The following is a 16,307-nucleotide window of genomic DNA, read 5'->3' as shown; positions in this document are numbered from 1 at the left end:
CTCTTAAGATTCCCTGGAAACTTTGGAAACTAACATTTAGTAATAGTAAGTTAACGAAGAATCAATTTTTTGAGAGTAGAGAGTAAAGTGTTTTCTTTAAAAGGCTTACTAAAGTATTCTGTAGCCCCTAAACTCATTGCCAATTTGCGATGTTTATCTCCACTACGAGAGGTCAACATAATCACAGGAAGATTCTTGTGTTGGCGTAAAGTTCTTACCCGACTGAGGAAGCCAAAACCATCCAAGCGAGGCATTTCAATATCACAAATAACTGCTTGGGGGCTAACTCCTGCTTGTAGCTTATCAATCGCATCTTGTCCGTCTTTTGCCTGTTCCACCCGATAGTTAGCTTTTTCCAGGGTAAGAGCCAGAAAACGACGCACATTAATGGAGTCATCTACTACCATAATGGTTTTCTTCGTAGCAGCAGGTTTTCCAGGTTTTTCTGAGCTATCACTATTACCAATTTTTAGACTATAAGAACTAGTAGCAGATGCTTGACGGTCATTTTCAATCCAACTGAGTAAAGAAATAGCATCTACTAGGGGAACAACCCGACCATTACCCAACACGGTACATCCCGTAAAGCCTGGAGGAAGAGCCATCTTACCCTCTACAGAACGAATGGTTACTTCCTGTTCTCGCCAATAGCGATCTACTTGAATTCCTACCAAGTCATTATTTTGAGCAATCATTAAAACAGTGGATTGCTCGATAGTAGGTGTTTCTTCTAACTCTACTGGAGAACCAGAGGCAAAATCTGGCAAATTCAGCCATTGATGCAAGCGAATCAGACGAACAATAAAGCCATCCCAGTTTAATACTTCTTGTCCTGCTGCTTCTAAGATAGTATCGGGGTCTAGTACGAGCATTTCTTCGACAATACTGGTGGGAAATGCCAATAACATTCCATTGCTTTCTACCAACAGTACCCGCACTACAGAAAGGGTAAAAGGAACTGTAATCGTAAATGTCGTACCGACTCCTAACTCGGTATTAACCTGAATTTTGCCGTTAATCTCTTCGATGTTGGTTTTGACCACATCCATCCCCACACCTCTACCAGAGAGGTCTGTTACCGCTTGAGCAGTACTAAAACCTGGTTCAAAGATTAAGTCTAAAAGGTCGGCTTCTTTGGCGTTTACAAGGTCTTCACGGCTAACTCCCATAGACAATGCTTTGGTTTTAATCTTTTCCAGATTGATTCCTTCACCATCATCACCCATAGTAATAACGGTTTGATTTCCTCGGTGACTAGCGGTAATGGTAATTGTGCCTTGTTCGGATTTTCCTGCTGCTTTACGGATAGCTGGAGGCTCAATTCCGTGGTCAAAGGCGTTGCGAAACAGATGGAGTAGAGGATCGTTAAGAATTTCGACAATAGAACGCTCTACTAGGGTAGAAGCTCCCCGCACTCTAAGCTGTGCTTTTTTGCCATACTGCAATTCTAAATCTCTTAAGGCTCTAGGAAAGCGATTTAAGAGATCGGATAAAGGACGCATCCGTACCTTAGTTAGGGTACTTTGCATATGTTTGGTGGTGCGGTTTAATTCTCGCGAATTCTTTTCTGTATCTTCGAGGTTAATTTCAATATCTTTAGTGACTTCTTGGATTTGGACAACAGTTTCCATCACTTCTTGGGATAAAAGGTGAATATCACTGTAGCTATCCATTTCTAAGCTATCGAAATATTCTTCTGAGGAGTTTTCGGCAGAGGGTTGTAAACTATGAGAGGCAGAATTAACCGCAATTGATTCAGAAGGTCTTGTCGTTACGGTTTCGGTAGCAACTTTATCGTAAGCAATGCGAAGACTAAAATTAGATTGCTCTAAGGTTTTAATTCTCTGACTGAGAAGATTAACTAAGTTACGCAAACTGGTGAGGCGCAAACCCAAACCATTTCTTTCGATAGCAACTTCCCCAAAAAGATCGCTGAGATATTCGAGTTGTTTAACTGATACCCTAATGGTTTTATTTACAACCGCATTATCGTCATTAGCAGCCATTTCTCCCGAACTGGTGGTACTAAAAGTTGTGGGTGATATAGATGGGGTTGGATAGTTAGCTACAGAGTTATCTGGTTCAGCAGAGATACTATACTCTGGGGTAATCTCTTCGACCGAAAATTCTGCTACTGGAACTGCTGCGGGGATATCCATATCAATCTCTTCGAGATCGAGAGCCGATAAATCTATCGCCTCTAGTTCGGCAGTGGATAACTCCTCTGGTATCATCTCATCTAAAGAAGAAAAGATATCTAAAGCTTCTTGTTCTAGCTCATCGCCTCCTAATAGAGAGGCTAAATCTGTAGAATCTGGTAACTCTTCAATTAAAGCATCAGCATCCAAGGAACTATCAGAAAAGAAAACATCATCTTCATCTAGTTCTAAAGTTTCGGGTAGTACCTCTGTTTGACCAATTAAAACTAAAGCTTGCGATCGCCTCCATTCTTGAATTGCTGTTTGAGCAATACTATTTACTTTTTCGGGACTAGATTCTACTAAATCTATTACAGACTGACAAAGAGAGAAAAAGGCAGGAAGCTCTAGTATTTCACCTAAGCCACCTAATTCTTGAGCCGATAGCTTTAATTCTTCTAAAAGACTGTGAGGTTCGAGCTTTTCGAGCTTATTTTCTAGCTGAGATAAGAGTTCTTCTACTTCAGTTTCAAAAATAAGGGTACTCATATCTTCCCCCATTTCCGCCGAGAGCAAAGCAGCAGCATCTTCTGGTTGGGGGTCACCCAAGCGATCGTGAAGTTGCTTAAAAACGGTTTCAACCGTAGTTTTGAGCCATTGAGAATTTACCTGTTGTTGCTGGCGATTTACAACAATAATTTGGCGTAAAAAATCTACAGTAGATAACAGCAGGGTTTCTAAACTACTGTCAACCGCTTTTGATTTGCCAACTTTGAGAATTTTAAAAAAATCTTCGAGACGGTGTGCTAAATGACTCAAAGATTCAAAGCCCATCATAGCTGCACCACCTTTAATCGAGTGGGCTGCTCGTAAAACCCCATCCATTTGCTGAGGGTTAACTTGATTAGAACCCAGTCCTAGCAATCCAGATTCGATATTATCTAAATATTCTCCTGCTTCTTCAAGAAATTGAAGTCGCACCTGAAGTTCTTTATCGTCTGACATGGCTTTCGCAATAACAAAATTGATTGTTTCTCGATTAAAGTGTTGATCTGTAGCTTAGTAACCAGCGATTACTAAACGAAAAAAAGAGTTAAGTATTACTAATGTCTGTAGTTTCGGCTGTTCGCTCTACTTTAAAAGCACCTACTGATGACTGCAAGTCTTTGGCGATCGCAACGGTAGATTCTAGAGAGTTAGAAGCACTTTGAGAAACTTGGGAAGTTTGTTCTGACACTTGGGCAATTTGTTCCATTAACTGAGTTACATTTTGAGATGTTTCTGCTTGAGAAACGGTAGTTTTAGAGATAGATTGCACTAGATGATCGATTTGATAAGAGACTTCCATAATTTGCAGTAAGCTATCTTTGGTATTTTCTACGAGTTGAGTTCCCTCTTCTGCTTGGCTCAAACCAATTTCCATTGCTTCAACTACTTGATAAATTTCTGTTTGAATTTTGGCAATAATCGAGCCTACTTCTTTGGTTGCTTCTGAAGATTGAGTGGCTAATTCCCCTACCTCTTCTGCTACTACCGCAAATCCTTTACCTTCTTCTCCTGCACGAGCAGCCTCAATACTGGCGTTGATCGACAACAGATTTGTTTGCATGGCAATTTGGTTAATCAGAGAAATTACTCGTGAAATATCTTGAGAGGCTTCACCAAGGCTTTTAACTTTATCTGCGGTTTGATCGATCGTACCTCGCAGTTGTTTGATACTATTTACTGTTAGCTCCATACTTTCTCCTCCTAACTCTGCCTTATTGGAGGCAATATGAGCAACTTTTGCTGCTTCTTGAGCATTATGAGCTACCTCTTGGATAGATTGAGTGATTTGCTCTACTGAAGTTACAGTTTGAGTAATCTGATTTGCTTGTTGACTAGCTTCGGTGGCTAATTGACTAATAGTTTCTTGGTTTTCACCAACAGAAACGTTAACCTGTTCTGATGCTACTTTTACTTGAGCTACAATTTCCCGTAAGCTTTCAATAATGGAGTTAAAGAAATCTGCAACAATACCAATTTCGCCATCACTAATCCGAGAACGAACTGTTAAATCACCAGTAGAAGCCCCTTCAACATCTCCTAAAAGATCTAATAATTCTTGCTGAATACGAGCATTTTTCTCCTGTTGTTCTTCGGCTACTGCTACTGCTTCTCGACGGGTAATTTCGGCATTGTGGAGAATTCTGGCTTGTTTCTCAATTGATTGTTCGACTTTTTCGACTAAGTTATTAAAGCTGTGGGCTAAAGTAATAGTCTCTGTTGTTCCAATAAGATCTGCTCTGACTTCTAAGTTTCCCGATGCAGCTTCTTGAGCTTTAACTGCCAATTCTCTCAGGGGATTAGTGATTTTGCGAGACAAAATTAAAATGACAACAGTGGTAATTACAAAGACACTAAGAATTAAAATCAAAAATCGGATTAGTAATTGGTTAGCTGCACTTTGAACTTCCGAGCGATCGATTGAAGCTGCGACAATAAAGCTGGTATTAGGAATTGGTGTTAGGGTATATTTTTTATCTTGATAATTAAACGAAAGAGTCAGAGGATTGTTTTCTGGGGAAGATTGTACTTGCTCTGCAATTAAATTATTAATAGTAACTTTTCTAAGTTTGATATCGGGAGGTATTTGGCTTAAAATTTCTTCTGGAGTAAATTGAGGCTTCTGACTAACGCTTTGCAAGATATCGGTAATTCTTGCGATCGCATCTCCCCCAATAATAGCCGTATTTTCTATCGCTTCTGCACCACCAATGGTGGTGATTGCTTTTTTGGCTTGGGTATCAATTACTTGCACTTGTTGAGAGTCAAAAAAATCAGTATCTTTTAAATAATAAGTAGTAATTTCTTTGAGATAACTAATGGGTAATACTGCTTTAATAACGCCTAAAAATTGTTGCGTTTTAGGGTCTTTAATGGGCTGAATTAAAGAGATACCATAGGCATTACTAGAAGCATCAAAATCTGGATCACTAATATATCGAGAACTATTTTTAGCTTTTTGCCACCAGGCTTCATCTTGTTGAGCAAAGTCTGAAGGTTGCTGACTATAAGCAACATTTAATCCCAAACTTTCGGTAATAAATATTTCAGAAAAATTACTATTTTTCGCAGTTATTTGTAAATAATTATTTAATGCTGCATTGGGTTGTAAAAGTTTAGTAGTGCTAAAATTACTTTCTAATAAAGGAACTGATAAAGCTGTCATATTTTCGGCAACTACTTTCTTATTACCTTCTTTGATTGCTTCCAAAACTGCTGGATTGCTAGTCATTGAAAGAGGAATAGTCGCAGCTTGTTCTAAAGAGAGACTTAAAATATCTTTTGCTAAAAGAGCTTTTTTTGATAATCGGCGATCGATTGTTACTTTTGTATTTTTTTCAAGAAAGCTATATCCCCAAAAAGTAGCCACAGCTAGAGGAATACCAAGAGCATAAATTAGACTATAGAGTAATTGTTTACGTAGAGAAACATAATTTTTCTGAGAAGCAACTATCGGCGTGGTCTCATCTTTATTTTCTTTAATAGTTTCAATATTTTCATCTAGGGGAGTTTCCATGATTTTTTCCAGAAAAGATTCCTTGGCATTATAAATAAAAAGAATAATAAATATGTTTAAAAGACTAATTTTTTCTTAATTTCACACTATATAGACAAAAAATTAGCTTTTTTTGAGAATATGCAGCCAATAAAATTAAAGTTTGCTTAATTAAACAGCTACAGATTGAATAGCTTCTATCATTTCTTCTTCTGTAAACGGCTTGGTTAAATAAATATCTGCTCCTTGCTTCATACCCCACAAGCGATCGATATCTTGATTTTTAGAAGTACAAACAACAATTCTTGAATTTTGGGTAACAGGATTTTTTTTCAAACTACGACATAGCTCAAAGCCATTCATTTCTGGCATAACTACATCAGTAACTACAATATCAGGAACATTACTTAAAGCTTTTTCTAATGCTTCCTTTCCATTATTAGCTTCTATTACTTGATAGCCACTCTTCCGTAAAAAATTAGCAATTAATTCTCGTATAGAAGGGGTGTCATCTACAACTAAAACTTTAGCAGTCATTGGTTATTTTATCCTCGATAATTATAAAGTAATAACTATTAGTTACTTAGTTTAACTAAGGTAGCGAAAGACCATATCTAATAAGTCTGATTGAGTAAATGGTTTGGTCATGTAGTCTGTAGCTCCAGCCATTCTTGCTTTAGCTCTATCTATTAAACCTTTATTACCTGTAACCATTACAATAGGAGTATTTTTAAAGGCAGAATATTTTCTAATCAAAGAGCATAATTTATAGCCATCTATATTAGGCATTCCCACATCAAGTAAAATTAAATCGGGTTTAATTCTCATGATTTTCATTAAAGCTTTTAGCGGTTCGGTGATGGGAACAACCGAAAATTCATCTCTGTCGAGAAAGCGACTAATTTCATTGAGAATTGTGGGACTATCATCAATACAAACTATTTTCCATTGTTTAGTTTTACTCGATTTAGCAGTAATATCGCTCAGATCGATATCTTCCCCTTTTGCCTGAGTAGAGCTAGTTTCTTGTCCCTGAGTTTTCTTGGTAGGAGCGATCGATTCTTTTGACCAATGTGGTAGTTTATCAAAAGGTGCTTGGGGATTTCTCAGAATAATCGTTTTATTATTAATTAGAGGAGAGAATTTTTTGGCAATAGCTATCTCATCTTGGTTAAGAATTGCTGATAGTTGACGGAAGTTAAATCCTCGTAAAATTTTGCCAATTTTCTGTTGTTCTGCGGTTGCTCCTGGCTTACTAAAAAAGTACGGTCTTTGATAAGAAGAAGTAATATGAGGATAAAACTGATACCAAGCCTGTAAACATTTTTGAGCTTCTTCAATTACAGAAGATAATTCCATCAGACCATTATTAGAAACCGAAGGAGTTTGTTTTGTGAAACTACTTTGATACTCTTTAGGAAGCAATAGGTAAGTCTCAAAAACTTCTTGAATCATTTTTTTAACTAAAAGAGTTGCTTGCTCATTAGTTAAGTAGTTATGCTCTATCAACCACAAAATAGCCTGATAATCAGGAGGTTGTTGCATTAAGTCTTGGATTTCAGCTTCAAAGGTAAGACGTACCGAAGAACGAATTTCTCCATTGAGACTGGGAATTGAGTGACTTAAACGGCGTAAATATCTCTCTAATCTTTCAAAAGGTTCAATGGAATTAGTTGCATAGGCAATTTTGCCCTTTTCCAAATGAATGAAGTAGCTAATGGAATCATAATCTAGTTTGAGACACCCACTTATGTGTCTACCAGATAATTCCGTCAACAAATCGATGGGATAAGCATTTTTTGTGGTTTCTTGAGTGAGAGACTTTTGGGAAGATAATTGATTCATAATTGATCTTTTGCTCAAGAGGTCTGAATGAATATTTCAATCAATCAGCCTTAATCGAGAAATGATGAAAGTATAAATTGAAGAAGTAAAAGAAACTAGTAGTTGTCATGGAGTCAACAGGAAATAATTTTGACGCTATGAATAAGAATTCTCCGCTTCAAGATAGAGAGTTACTATTCACAAATAAACTCAGGTAAAAAAACTAAAACTATGATTGATTAAAATTTGGTAGATAATGATTCCATTTACAAAGAGTTACGTTTATATAATTCCCTAAACTCTGAAATAACTAACATTTCGATGCCTAATGAATCACAACTACAAGTTTGTTACTATAAATAAAGAAATCCACTGCAAAATTCAGTGGATTCCCTGTGGCGGTAAGTAACAATCCCAAATAGGTAAAGATGCCAATTCAATTACCGTTACAGACTGTATTTTCCTTGAAATACTTGTTGTGCTGCTCCTGTCATGTACACTCGGTTGTTGGTTGCTGACCATTCTATCTGTAAGCAACCCCCTGGTAATTCTACCGTACAAAAGCGATCGCATTTACTATTTAAAACTCCTGCTACTACCGAAGCACAAGCACCTGTACCACAAGCGAGGGTAATCCCTGCACCTCTTTCCCAAACCCGCATTTTCATATAGTCTGGTTTGACTACTTGAATAAATTCGGTATTAATCCGTTGGGGAAATACAGGATGATGTTCAAATAAAGTCCCAATTTGTTCTAAAGCAATAGCATCGCTATTTTCAACAAAGGTAATACAGTGAGGGTTGCCCGTACTAACACAGGTGACATCCCATGTTTTTCCTGCTACTTCTAAAGGTTGAGCAATCACCTTATCTTCTGCTGTACTCAAAGTAGTGGGGATTTCGGCTGCGGTAAGAAATGGTGTTCCCATATCTACTTTTACGTAACCGTTGGCTTGCATCTGTGGGGTAATCACTCCTGCGAGGGTATGAATTTTGTAAGTTTTATTAACTTCGCTCTTTCCTTCGAGATCGGCGATAAACTTAGCAAGGCAACGAATTCCATTGCCACACATTTCTGGCTCTGAACCATCAGAGTTATAGATTCTCATGGTGTAGTCTGTACCTTCTTTACCAGGTAGAGCAAAAATAACCCCATCTCCACCAATTCCGAAATGGCGATCGCAAATTTGAATAGCTTGCTCAGGAGTTACTATAGGTTCAGCACTATGGCGATTATCAATTAAGATAAAATCATTGCCCAATCCATGATATTTGCTAAACTCAATTACCATTACTTTTTTTTCGTCTCAACTAAGTTGTTAATCGTTTTATTATGACTGAATTTGATACTGGTTTACCTAGCGTTAAGCAAGTTCAAGGGTACATCAAAGATAAGCAGGAAGTTGAACTCAAACTGATCACTGATGATCTTATTGTTGGTAAAATTATGTGGCAAGACCCTCAATGTATTTGTTTGATAGATCATTACGATCAATCCACTCTTATTTGGCGACAGGCTCTAGTTTTTCTGAAACCGAAAGCATGAGCTTAAGGATGAGGAATGACGCACAGAAAGTGGAGGTAGTAAAGAAGATAGTGATATGGACAGATAGAATTAATTATGAATAATTAACTATCAACTATCAACCATTAACAACCAACTATGAAAAATCAATCACCAGTCACCAATTCCTAAAAATACCGTGAATAATTTTTTAGCTTCTCCTACTGTTACTAATCCTCAAGATAGTTTTGCGATTACTTTTGCTCCTTTATCTGTGTCGGAAATTTATGAGTTAGCAGACGATCCTGGTAATGGAGCAATTGTGATGATGAGTGGTACAGTGAGAAATCAAACTGAAGGAAAACCCGTCTCATCTTTAGAGTATCAAGCCTACGAACCAATGGCGATCGCTATTTTTCGCTCGATTGCCCAACAAGTTCGTCAACAATGGCAAGATGTCAATAAAGTCATAATTCATCATCGTATCGGACATTTAACCATTGGTGAAATTAGTGTTTTAGTTGCAGTGGGATGTCCCCATCGTGGAGAGGCTTTTGCTGCTTGTCAGTATGCAATGGATACTCTTAAATACAACGCACCTATTTGGAAAAAAGAACACAATATCGTGATAGATGAAGCAACAGGAGAAAAGACAATTGTGGGGACTTGGGTAAAATTAAGTGAGTGTTGTTGATCCACAGATACTCCTTATTTGACAAGCTTTTAAGTATGTCATCCTAGATACACTTGAAAACAAATAAGCAACCCCTAATTGGAGCTTAAAAAACTTAAAACTAAACATAAAAAGAGCTAGATTATGTAAGCTCAAGTTCAATTATCCAATTAGAAATTGCTGTTTATTATATTGTTTTTGTTTATTGCGATGTTCAGACTTGATTAACGTTCCCGTTCTACTTTATCGGTTTGAATGAACAGAATCAATAAAAATACTGTGGGAACTAGAACAAATAAAACAGTTGCAACAAACCCAAGATCATTAACTTCCATGAAATAGTAGCCCCTAAATAATTTTTAAACCAACAACTATTAGAATATCATTACTTAGGGCTATGGCTATGATTAGTAAGATGGTTACTTGGGTTTCGTGATCACGCTTACAGGTCCATTTACCAGTACTTGACAAGCTAAACGATAGTTATCAGGTTTTTTCTTGAGTCTACGTTGCTCAAAAGGAGTTTTTGGAGAAAGGTTTTCTGCTCCTTCGGCAATTTCCACAATACAAGTTCCACATTGACCATAGCCACCACAGTTGGTCAATTTTCCTCGCCAGCGATATATATCCACGCCGTTTTGTAATGCTTTTTCTCGGAGGTTAGCACCCAAGGCGGTGACAATTTCTTTCTCTTCTTTTACAAATTTTATTGTAGACATAATTATGTTTTTTCATCTTGGCTATTCTCTATCATATTAAGAAATGCTAAGAAATTATAATTAAATGAGTTTCACCATCACCTCCTCACCTCCTCACCGAGTCAAAAGAGGCAATAGGCAATAGTAAATAGTTAAATAGTAATGATTGTCTCTCAGTCTCCTAATCTTCCTGCCGATCCAATTCTAGAATTTTTAACTGTATTCTCAACATAAATTCAGATTCACCAGCTTAGATTATCGAAGACAAAAATTCTGAAAAATCTGGTAATGTTACTCTTAATTATTATCTACGACATTAGCGAGCTAATGTCCGACAGAAAACAATGTTACTCAAACACAAGATCAAAGTGTTGAGCGAAAGTAAAACAGAAATAGTTACTGCAACAGAATCTTTTAGCTATCAAGACTATGCAGATGTTTAAAAGACTTATGTTGATGAGCAAGGGTTATTGGATTACGCGGGGTTAGAAGCTAATCGGGAACAATTAGATCGATTTCATCGGTCTATAGGTAAAGTTGCTCTAGAAGTTTATCTTGGCTGGAGTGATACTGACAAATTAGCTTTTTTAATCAATGCCTATAACTCTTTTACTTTACAATCTATCATTGACCAACAATCCCTTAAACAGAGTATTCGAGAAATTTCTGGGGTTTGGCAAAGACGTAAGTTTGAGATCGCACAATCACAAAAGACTCTGGACAATATCGAACATGACACTATTAGCCAAGATTTTAATGAGCCAAGAATCCATGCTGCTGTAGTTTGTGCTGCAATAAGTTGTCCCATTTTACGCAATGAGCCTTCTTCCCCTGAAAAGTTAGAGGCACAACTCGAAGATCGAGTCATAAAATGGCTTGCTAGTCCTCAAGGTTTTAAGCTAGACCGTCAAGAAAATCGGGTTTTTCTGTCTGCAATTTTTAAATGTTATGGCAAAGACTAGATTGCTAACCACAATATCGAGCAAAAATTTGTTGGTAATCAAAGAGAAAAGGCGGTACTTAATTTTATAAGTCAATATCTGAGCGATCGAGATCGTCAGTATTTAGAACGAGGAAACTATCAAGTTAAGTACTTAAGTTATGATTGGTCTTTAAATAAATAAGATTAATATTAAGCTTAAAAAACATAATAAAATTAATAATATTTAATACTTAATTGCGGTATGGCTTTAGTTAAATTTAAGAAAAATGCGGAAACAAATACTATATTTACGAAAAATTAACATATGTTTTGTTAAAGTGTTTTTCAATATCTAGGCAATGTGAGAGAATTTATGCAAACATTTAAATCTAGATCGGAGTCTAAATTACAGATTCCCTCGCCTTCGCAAGCGCGAAAAAAAGCCTCACTACATCTCACTACATTGGTGTTTGTGTCTGTAGTAAGTATGGCTACGGGAATAGCTATCTCTTGGCTGCTCGGAAACTCTCATGTCAGCGAGCTATTCGCCTACTTACAACCGCTTCAAGATAATCCGCCCCAGTGGTTAAGCGTGCCTTCGGTCAGCAATAAGTATTATTTGTTAGCACCGACTTTGGTGCTATTTTTGTTCGTCCAAATTATTACCAGGATTTTTCCGCAGCCTGACAAATTTTCTCGTAGGTTGGTTGCAGGAATTTTATGTTGTTTGTTGTTGCGTTATTTTTTGTGGCGATCGCTATCTAGTTTAAACCTCAGCAATCCTGTTGATGGTATTTTTAGTGTTTTACTTCTGGGAATGGAAATTCTTGCCATCTCTGGAGGAATGTTGCAGCTGTTGTTAATGTTTACAGCTAAAAATCGTCATCAGGAAGCAGATAAGTACAGTAGAGCGGTAATCAACGGTAGTTATCAGCCTTCTGTGGATATCTTGATACCTACCTACAACGAGCCAGATTTTATCCTCAAAAGAACTGTCATGGGTTGTCAAGCTTTAGACTATCCTCGTAAAGAGGTCTATTTACTAGACGACACCAAAAGACCAGAAATTAAGCAATTAGCTCAAGAATTAGGCTGTCACTACTTTACAAGACCAGATAATTCCCACGCTAAAGCAGGAAATCTCAATCATGCGATACCTAAAACCCAAGGAGATTTGATTGCTGTTTTCGATGCCGATTTTGTACCAACCCAAAACTTTTTAGAACGTACAGTAGGCTTTTTCCAGAAAAGTAAAATTGCTTTAGTACAGACTCCTCAAAGCTTTTACAACTCCGATCCTATCTCCCGTAATTTGGGTTTAGAAAAAGTCTTAACTTCAGAAGAAGAAGTCTTTTATCGCCAAATGCAGCCTATCAAGGATGGTGCGGGGAGTGTAGTCTGTTCTGGAACATCATTTGTAGTGCGTCGAGCAGCTTTGCAAGAAGTAGGAGGCTTTGTCACAGAGTCTTTGAGTGAAGACTATTTTACTGGTATACAACTTGCAGCCAAAGGCTATGACTTGGTGTATCTCAACGAAAAACTAAGTGCAGGTTTAGCAGCAGAAAATATTTCCGCTCATTTAGACCAAAGATTGCGTTGGGCGAGGGGAACTTTGCAAGCCTTTTTTATCTCTTCTAATCCTTTGACAATCTCTGGTTTAAATTTATGGCAAAGATTAGGGCATTTAGAGGGTTTATTACACTGGTTTAATAGTATTCCGCGAATTTTCTTTTTGTTCTTACCAATTTTGTCTGTTTTCTTTAGTATTCATCCTTATAGCTCCACTGCCAGAGAAGCGGTTTATTTCTTCGCGCCTTACTATCTCACTCAAATAACCGTTTTTTCCTGGTTAAATATGCGATCGCGTTCTGCATTATTATCAGACTTATATACTTTGGTGCAGAGTTTTCCTATAGCGATTACGGTAATAAAAGTAATGTTAAGCCCCTTTGCTAAAGGATTTAAAGTTACACCCAAAGGATTAGCAAGCGATCGCTACTATTATAATTGGAATTTGGCACTGCCTTTAATACTGTTACTGGTAGCAACTACGATCTCTTTTTCTATTAGCTTGGTTAACACCGATTCCCTTCTCAACATTGGCTTATTGTGGAATGGTTACAATATAATCACTCTTGGTACAGCTTTATTAGTTTTACTAGACATTCCTAAACCCACTACCTATCAATGGTTTACCACTCGCAAACAAGTTCAAATTATCAGTGAAGACAAAACTTACAGAGGAGTAGCTAATCAGCTATCAGAAGAAGGGGTAGAAATTTTGATTGAAAAAAAAGTTTCTCTGGGTAAAAAAGTTTCTTTTCAAATAATGGCAGATGAAACAACATTTAGTGGGGATGTTACTCAAGCTTGCATTAGCGACCAAGGTACTATAGTCAAAGTTAAATTTAATCATTTAACCTTGTCACAACAGAGAAGTTTAGTTTATGCTCTTTATTGTCGTCCTGGTCAATGGAAAACTAAAAAAACACCAGGAGAATTAAAATCTTTTGCTATTCTGTTGCAAATTCTCTCTCGTCCTTTGAGATGGGGAACACTAAAAATTAAATAGCCTTGAAAATTAAATAGCCTTTTGGAAGTCAGAAACACGCACCAAGAAAGTCAGAAGTTTTGGCATAATTATTTAAAAAGTTTAATTCAATATCTTTAACTTCTAAAGGTTTAGCGTATAAATATCCTTGGGCATATTCACAACCTAAAGCTTTGAGGTGATTGACTTGTTCGATGGTTTCTACACCTTCAGCGATCGCATCCATGTTCAGACTATGTGCCAAGGTGACGATGGTTTTAACAATCTCGAAGCTTTCTGTGTCAATATTGAGATTATTGATAAAAGAGCGGTCTATCTTTAAGTTGTTAATTGGTAAACAGTGTAAATAACTCAAGGATGAATAACCAGTACCAAAATCATCGATACTAAGCTTAATTTGACGGCGTTTAATTTCTGCCAGATTCTGCTGTGTATTTTGTCCTGAATCTACTAACACTCGTTCGGTAATTTCTAGTCTTAAACACCCAGCATCTAAACCTGTTTCCGCCAAAATAAGGTCTAGTTTTTCGATAAAATTAGCTTCTTGTATTTGTTGGCTTGCCAAATTCACACTAATTTTGAACGAATCAATCCCAGGAATTTGCGCAAACTTTTGTTGCCAACTGTGGAGTTGCTGACAAGCTTCTTTTAATACCCAATAACCGATAGGAACGATTAATCCTGTATCTTCTGCAATAGAAATAAAATCTCCAGGGAAGATTAAACCCTGCTGGGGATGCTGCCAACGAATTAAAGCCTCAAATCCTGTTAGTGTGCCATGTTTTAAAGAAATAATGGGTTGATAGTGCAAAGTTAATTCATTTTGTGGCAAAGCCAGGCGTAAATTATGTTCTAATTCAATATTTTTGAGAGTTTCTAGATACATAGCCTGGTCAAATACTTCATAACAGGCTTTTCCTTTATCTTTTGCCCGATACATAGCAATATCGGCATCTCGGAGAATTTGAGAACTATTTTCATAGCCAGTTGAACTAAGAGCAATACCAATACTGGCACTGGTAAAAGCCATCTGACCTTCTAAATTAAAGGATAATTGGAGTTGTTGATTAATACGATCTGCAACCTTAGTCGCATCTGTAAGATGGTTAATATTTTCCAGTAAAATAACAAACTCATCTCCTCCCAAACGAGCTAAGGTATCTGTATCTCGTAAACCTTCTGATAAAATGTCAGCGATCGCAATTAGTAATTTGTCTCCTACTAAATGACCTTGACTATCGTTGATAATTTTAAAGCGATCGAGGTCGATAAACAGTAAGGCAAATAGATGATGGGGATTTCGTTTGGTTAGTTGCAGCGATCTCTCTATGCGATCCATTAGTAGAGTACGATTGGGTAAGCCTGTCAAATCATCATGTAAAGCATCTTGAACTAACCGTTGTTCTATTTTTTGACGTTCTTGTACTTCTTGTTGTAGTTCTTGATTAGCGATTTGTAGCTTTTGGTTAGCGGTTTGTAATTGAGCAGTACGTTCTTGTATTTTTTGCTCTAATTGTTGATTTAGTTGCGTAATTTCTGCTTTAGCCGACTGGAGAGCCAGTTGATTTTTGACTCTTGCTAAAACTTCTTCTAGCTGAAAAGGTTTTGTAACATAATCTACTGCTCCCACTTCAAAGGCTTTAACCTTATCTAAAACATCATCTAAAGCACTCAGAAAAATTATGGGAATATCTTTGGTTGTCGAATCAGCTTTTAGTTGTTGACATATTTCATAGCCATCTAGATCGGGCATTTTAATATCCAACAAAATCAAATCTGGAATGATTTTTTTGACTACTTTTAATGCTGTAGTTCCATTTTTCGCACCACGAACTTTATAACCTTGCGCGCTTAAAGTCTGGGATAAAAACCGCAGATTGTCTACTATATCGTCAACAACTAAAATATTGTTCATTATTTATAAGTTATCATTTGTTATCTAACGTCAGTTCGACAAATTTTATTTTGGGTTAAATTTTTGATTTCTCGGAAGGACATAAGAGACTGTTTCCTGTTGCCTAAACCAAAGCTATTAGATTTTAGTACTCATCGAACTCACGTTATTTATCATTTATCATCGATCATTTGCTATTGATCTGTGATCGAACTCCTATGAATGATTTTTAAAGCATTTTTTTTACTTGTTGAGTCTAATTGTTTGCTGGAGGAGATCTACAATCTCATCAAAATCAAAATTATTAACTTTATTTTGAAGTGCTTGAGCTAAAAAAGTATATTCGTCAGGAAGTCGTTGGAGTAATTCAGTCATTGAATTTTCGTCTAAATTGCTTGCTGCTTGCTCTAGTTGAATTAACCATTCATTGGGCATTACAGCAGTTTGCATCTAAATGTGGGACAATCAAGCATTGTAAAAGTAGATCGTAAATGAAAGCTTATTCGGTGGATTTTCGAGAGAAGATAGTCAGCGCGATCGAGAAAGGTGATAGTTCAGTAAG

Annotated in this window: 13 protein-coding genes; 4 read left to right on the top strand and 9 right to left on the bottom strand. The window is 36.9% G+C overall.

The annotated features are described in order from the left end of the window. Window positions 1–50: 50 nt before the first annotated feature. From H1P_RS13560 to dapF, 5 genes are all read right to left on the bottom strand, one after another. On the bottom strand, window positions 51–3,143 hold the full coding sequence (locus tag H1P_RS13560; protein WP_144867961.1) for a hybrid sensor histidine kinase/response regulator: 3,093 nt from the start codon (window positions 3,141–3,143) through the stop codon (window positions 51–53). An 88-nt stretch (window positions 3,144–3,231) separates the two neighbouring features. Beyond that, window positions 3,232–5,700, bottom strand: a complete 2,469-nt coding sequence (locus H1P_RS13555; RefSeq protein ID WP_144867959.1) for a methyl-accepting chemotaxis protein — start codon at window positions 5,698–5,700, stop codon at window positions 3,232–3,234. 150 nt (window positions 5,701–5,850) lie between these two features. Continuing rightward, on the bottom strand, window positions 5,851–6,216 hold the full coding sequence (locus H1P_RS13550) for a response regulator (protein WP_144867957.1): 366 nt from the start codon (window positions 6,214–6,216) through the stop codon (window positions 5,851–5,853). Between the two features lie 51 nt (window positions 6,217–6,267). After that, window positions 6,268–7,524 (bottom strand): response regulator, encoded by a 1,257-nt coding sequence (locus H1P_RS13545; RefSeq protein WP_144867955.1) that lies wholly within the window; start codon window positions 7,522–7,524, stop codon window positions 6,268–6,270. Window positions 7,525–7,949: 425 nt separating this feature from the next. Then, window positions 7,950–8,795, bottom strand: coding sequence for a diaminopimelate epimerase (gene dapF, locus H1P_RS13540; protein ID WP_144867953.1), 846 nt, complete (start codon window positions 8,793–8,795; stop codon window positions 7,950–7,952). Between the two features lie 41 nt (window positions 8,796–8,836). On the opposite strand from dapF, the gene H1P_RS13535 reads away from it, so the two are divergent. Continuing rightward, window positions 8,837–9,049, top strand: coding sequence for an Hfq-related RNA-binding protein (locus H1P_RS13535; protein ID WP_144867951.1), 213 nt, complete (start codon window positions 8,837–8,839; stop codon window positions 9,047–9,049). 157 nt (window positions 9,050–9,206) lie between these two features. Beyond that, window positions 9,207–9,701: a molybdenum cofactor biosynthesis protein MoaE gene (locus tag H1P_RS13530; protein ID WP_144867949.1), complete on the top strand. Its 495-nt coding sequence runs from the start codon at window positions 9,207–9,209 to the stop codon at window positions 9,699–9,701. A 203-nt stretch (window positions 9,702–9,904) separates the two neighbouring features. On the opposite strand, the gene psbM is transcribed toward H1P_RS13530, so the two are convergent. Next, window positions 9,905–10,015 carry a photosystem II reaction center protein PsbM gene (gene psbM / locus H1P_RS13525; RefSeq protein ID WP_144867947.1) on the bottom strand — a complete coding sequence of 37 codons (111 nt, stop codon included), beginning with the start codon at window positions 10,013–10,015 and terminating at the stop codon, window positions 9,905–9,907. A gap of 84 nt (window positions 10,016–10,099) precedes the next feature. Next, window positions 10,100–10,399, bottom strand: coding sequence for a 2Fe-2S iron-sulfur cluster-binding protein (locus H1P_RS13520; RefSeq protein ID WP_144867944.1), 300 nt, complete (start codon window positions 10,397–10,399; stop codon window positions 10,100–10,102). A 449-nt stretch (window positions 10,400–10,848) separates the two neighbouring features. Between H1P_RS13520 and H1P_RS13515 the strand changes: the two genes are divergently transcribed. Together H1P_RS13515 and H1P_RS13510 are read left to right on the top strand one after the other, a co-directional pair. After that, the gene (locus H1P_RS13515; protein ID WP_144867942.1) at window positions 10,849–11,340 is read left to right on the top strand and encodes a DUF547 domain-containing protein; all 492 of its coding nucleotides are present in this window, start codon (window positions 10,849–10,851) and stop codon (window positions 11,338–11,340) included. A 333-nt stretch (window positions 11,341–11,673) separates the two neighbouring features. After that, on the top strand, window positions 11,674–13,872 hold the full coding sequence (locus tag H1P_RS13510; RefSeq protein ID WP_144867940.1) for a glycosyltransferase: 2,199 nt from the start codon (window positions 11,674–11,676) through the stop codon (window positions 13,870–13,872). Between the two features lie 28 nt (window positions 13,873–13,900). Here the strand turns inward: H1P_RS13510 and H1P_RS13505 are convergent, their stop codons facing one another. After that, window positions 13,901–15,766, bottom strand: a complete 1,866-nt coding sequence (locus H1P_RS13505; protein ID WP_144867938.1) for a GGDEF domain-containing response regulator — start codon at window positions 15,764–15,766, stop codon at window positions 13,901–13,903. A gap of 222 nt (window positions 15,767–15,988) precedes the next feature. After that, window positions 15,989–16,195, bottom strand: a complete 207-nt coding sequence (locus tag H1P_RS13500) for a hypothetical protein (RefSeq protein ID WP_144867936.1) — start codon at window positions 16,193–16,195, stop codon at window positions 15,989–15,991. Window positions 16,196–16,307: the final 112 nt, after the last annotated feature.

The sequence above is a fragment of the Hyella patelloides LEGE 07179 genome (genome assembly GCF_900659865.1).
In the GTDB taxonomy this organism is placed as follows: Bacteria; Cyanobacteriota; Cyanobacteriia; order Cyanobacteriales; family Xenococcaceae; genus Hyella; species Hyella patelloides.
This window is presented reverse-complemented; position numbering and strand designations above follow the sequence as displayed.

Bases quoted from the DNA above. Each gene is read 5' to 3' on its own strand.
- H1P_RS13550 (WP_144867957.1), bottom strand. From the start codon at position 6,216: ATGACTGCTAAAGTTTTAGTTGTAGATGACACCCCTTCTATACGAGAA.
- psbM (WP_144867947.1), bottom strand. From the start codon at position 10,015: ATGGAAGTTAATGATCTTGGGTTTGTTGCAACTGTTTTATTTGTTCTA.
- H1P_RS13560 (WP_144867961.1), bottom strand. From the start codon at position 3,143: ATGTCAGACGATAAAGAACTTCAGGTGCGACTTCAATTTCTTGAAGAA.
- H1P_RS13535 (WP_144867951.1), top strand. From the start codon at position 8,837: ATGACTGAATTTGATACTGGTTTACCTAGCGTTAAGCAAGTTCAAGGG.
- H1P_RS13555 (WP_144867959.1), bottom strand. From the start codon at position 5,700: ATGGAAACTCCCCTAGATGAAAATATTGAAACTATTAAAGAAAATAAA.
- H1P_RS13510 (WP_144867940.1), top strand. From the start codon at position 11,674: ATGCAAACATTTAAATCTAGATCGGAGTCTAAATTACAGATTCCCTCG.
- dapF (WP_144867953.1), bottom strand. From the start codon at position 8,795: ATGGTAATTGAGTTTAGCAAATATCATGGATTGGGCAATGATTTTATC.
- H1P_RS13520 (WP_144867944.1), bottom strand. From the start codon at position 10,399: ATGTCTACAATAAAATTTGTAAAAGAAGAGAAAGAAATTGTCACCGCC.
- H1P_RS13545 (WP_144867955.1), bottom strand. From the start codon at position 7,524: ATGAATCAATTATCTTCCCAAAAGTCTCTCACTCAAGAAACCACAAAA.
- H1P_RS13505 (WP_144867938.1), bottom strand. From the start codon at position 15,766: ATGAACAATATTTTAGTTGTTGACGATATAGTAGACAATCTGCGGTTT.
- H1P_RS13500 (WP_144867936.1), bottom strand. From the start codon at position 16,195: ATGCAAACTGCTGTAATGCCCAATGAATGGTTAATTCAACTAGAGCAA.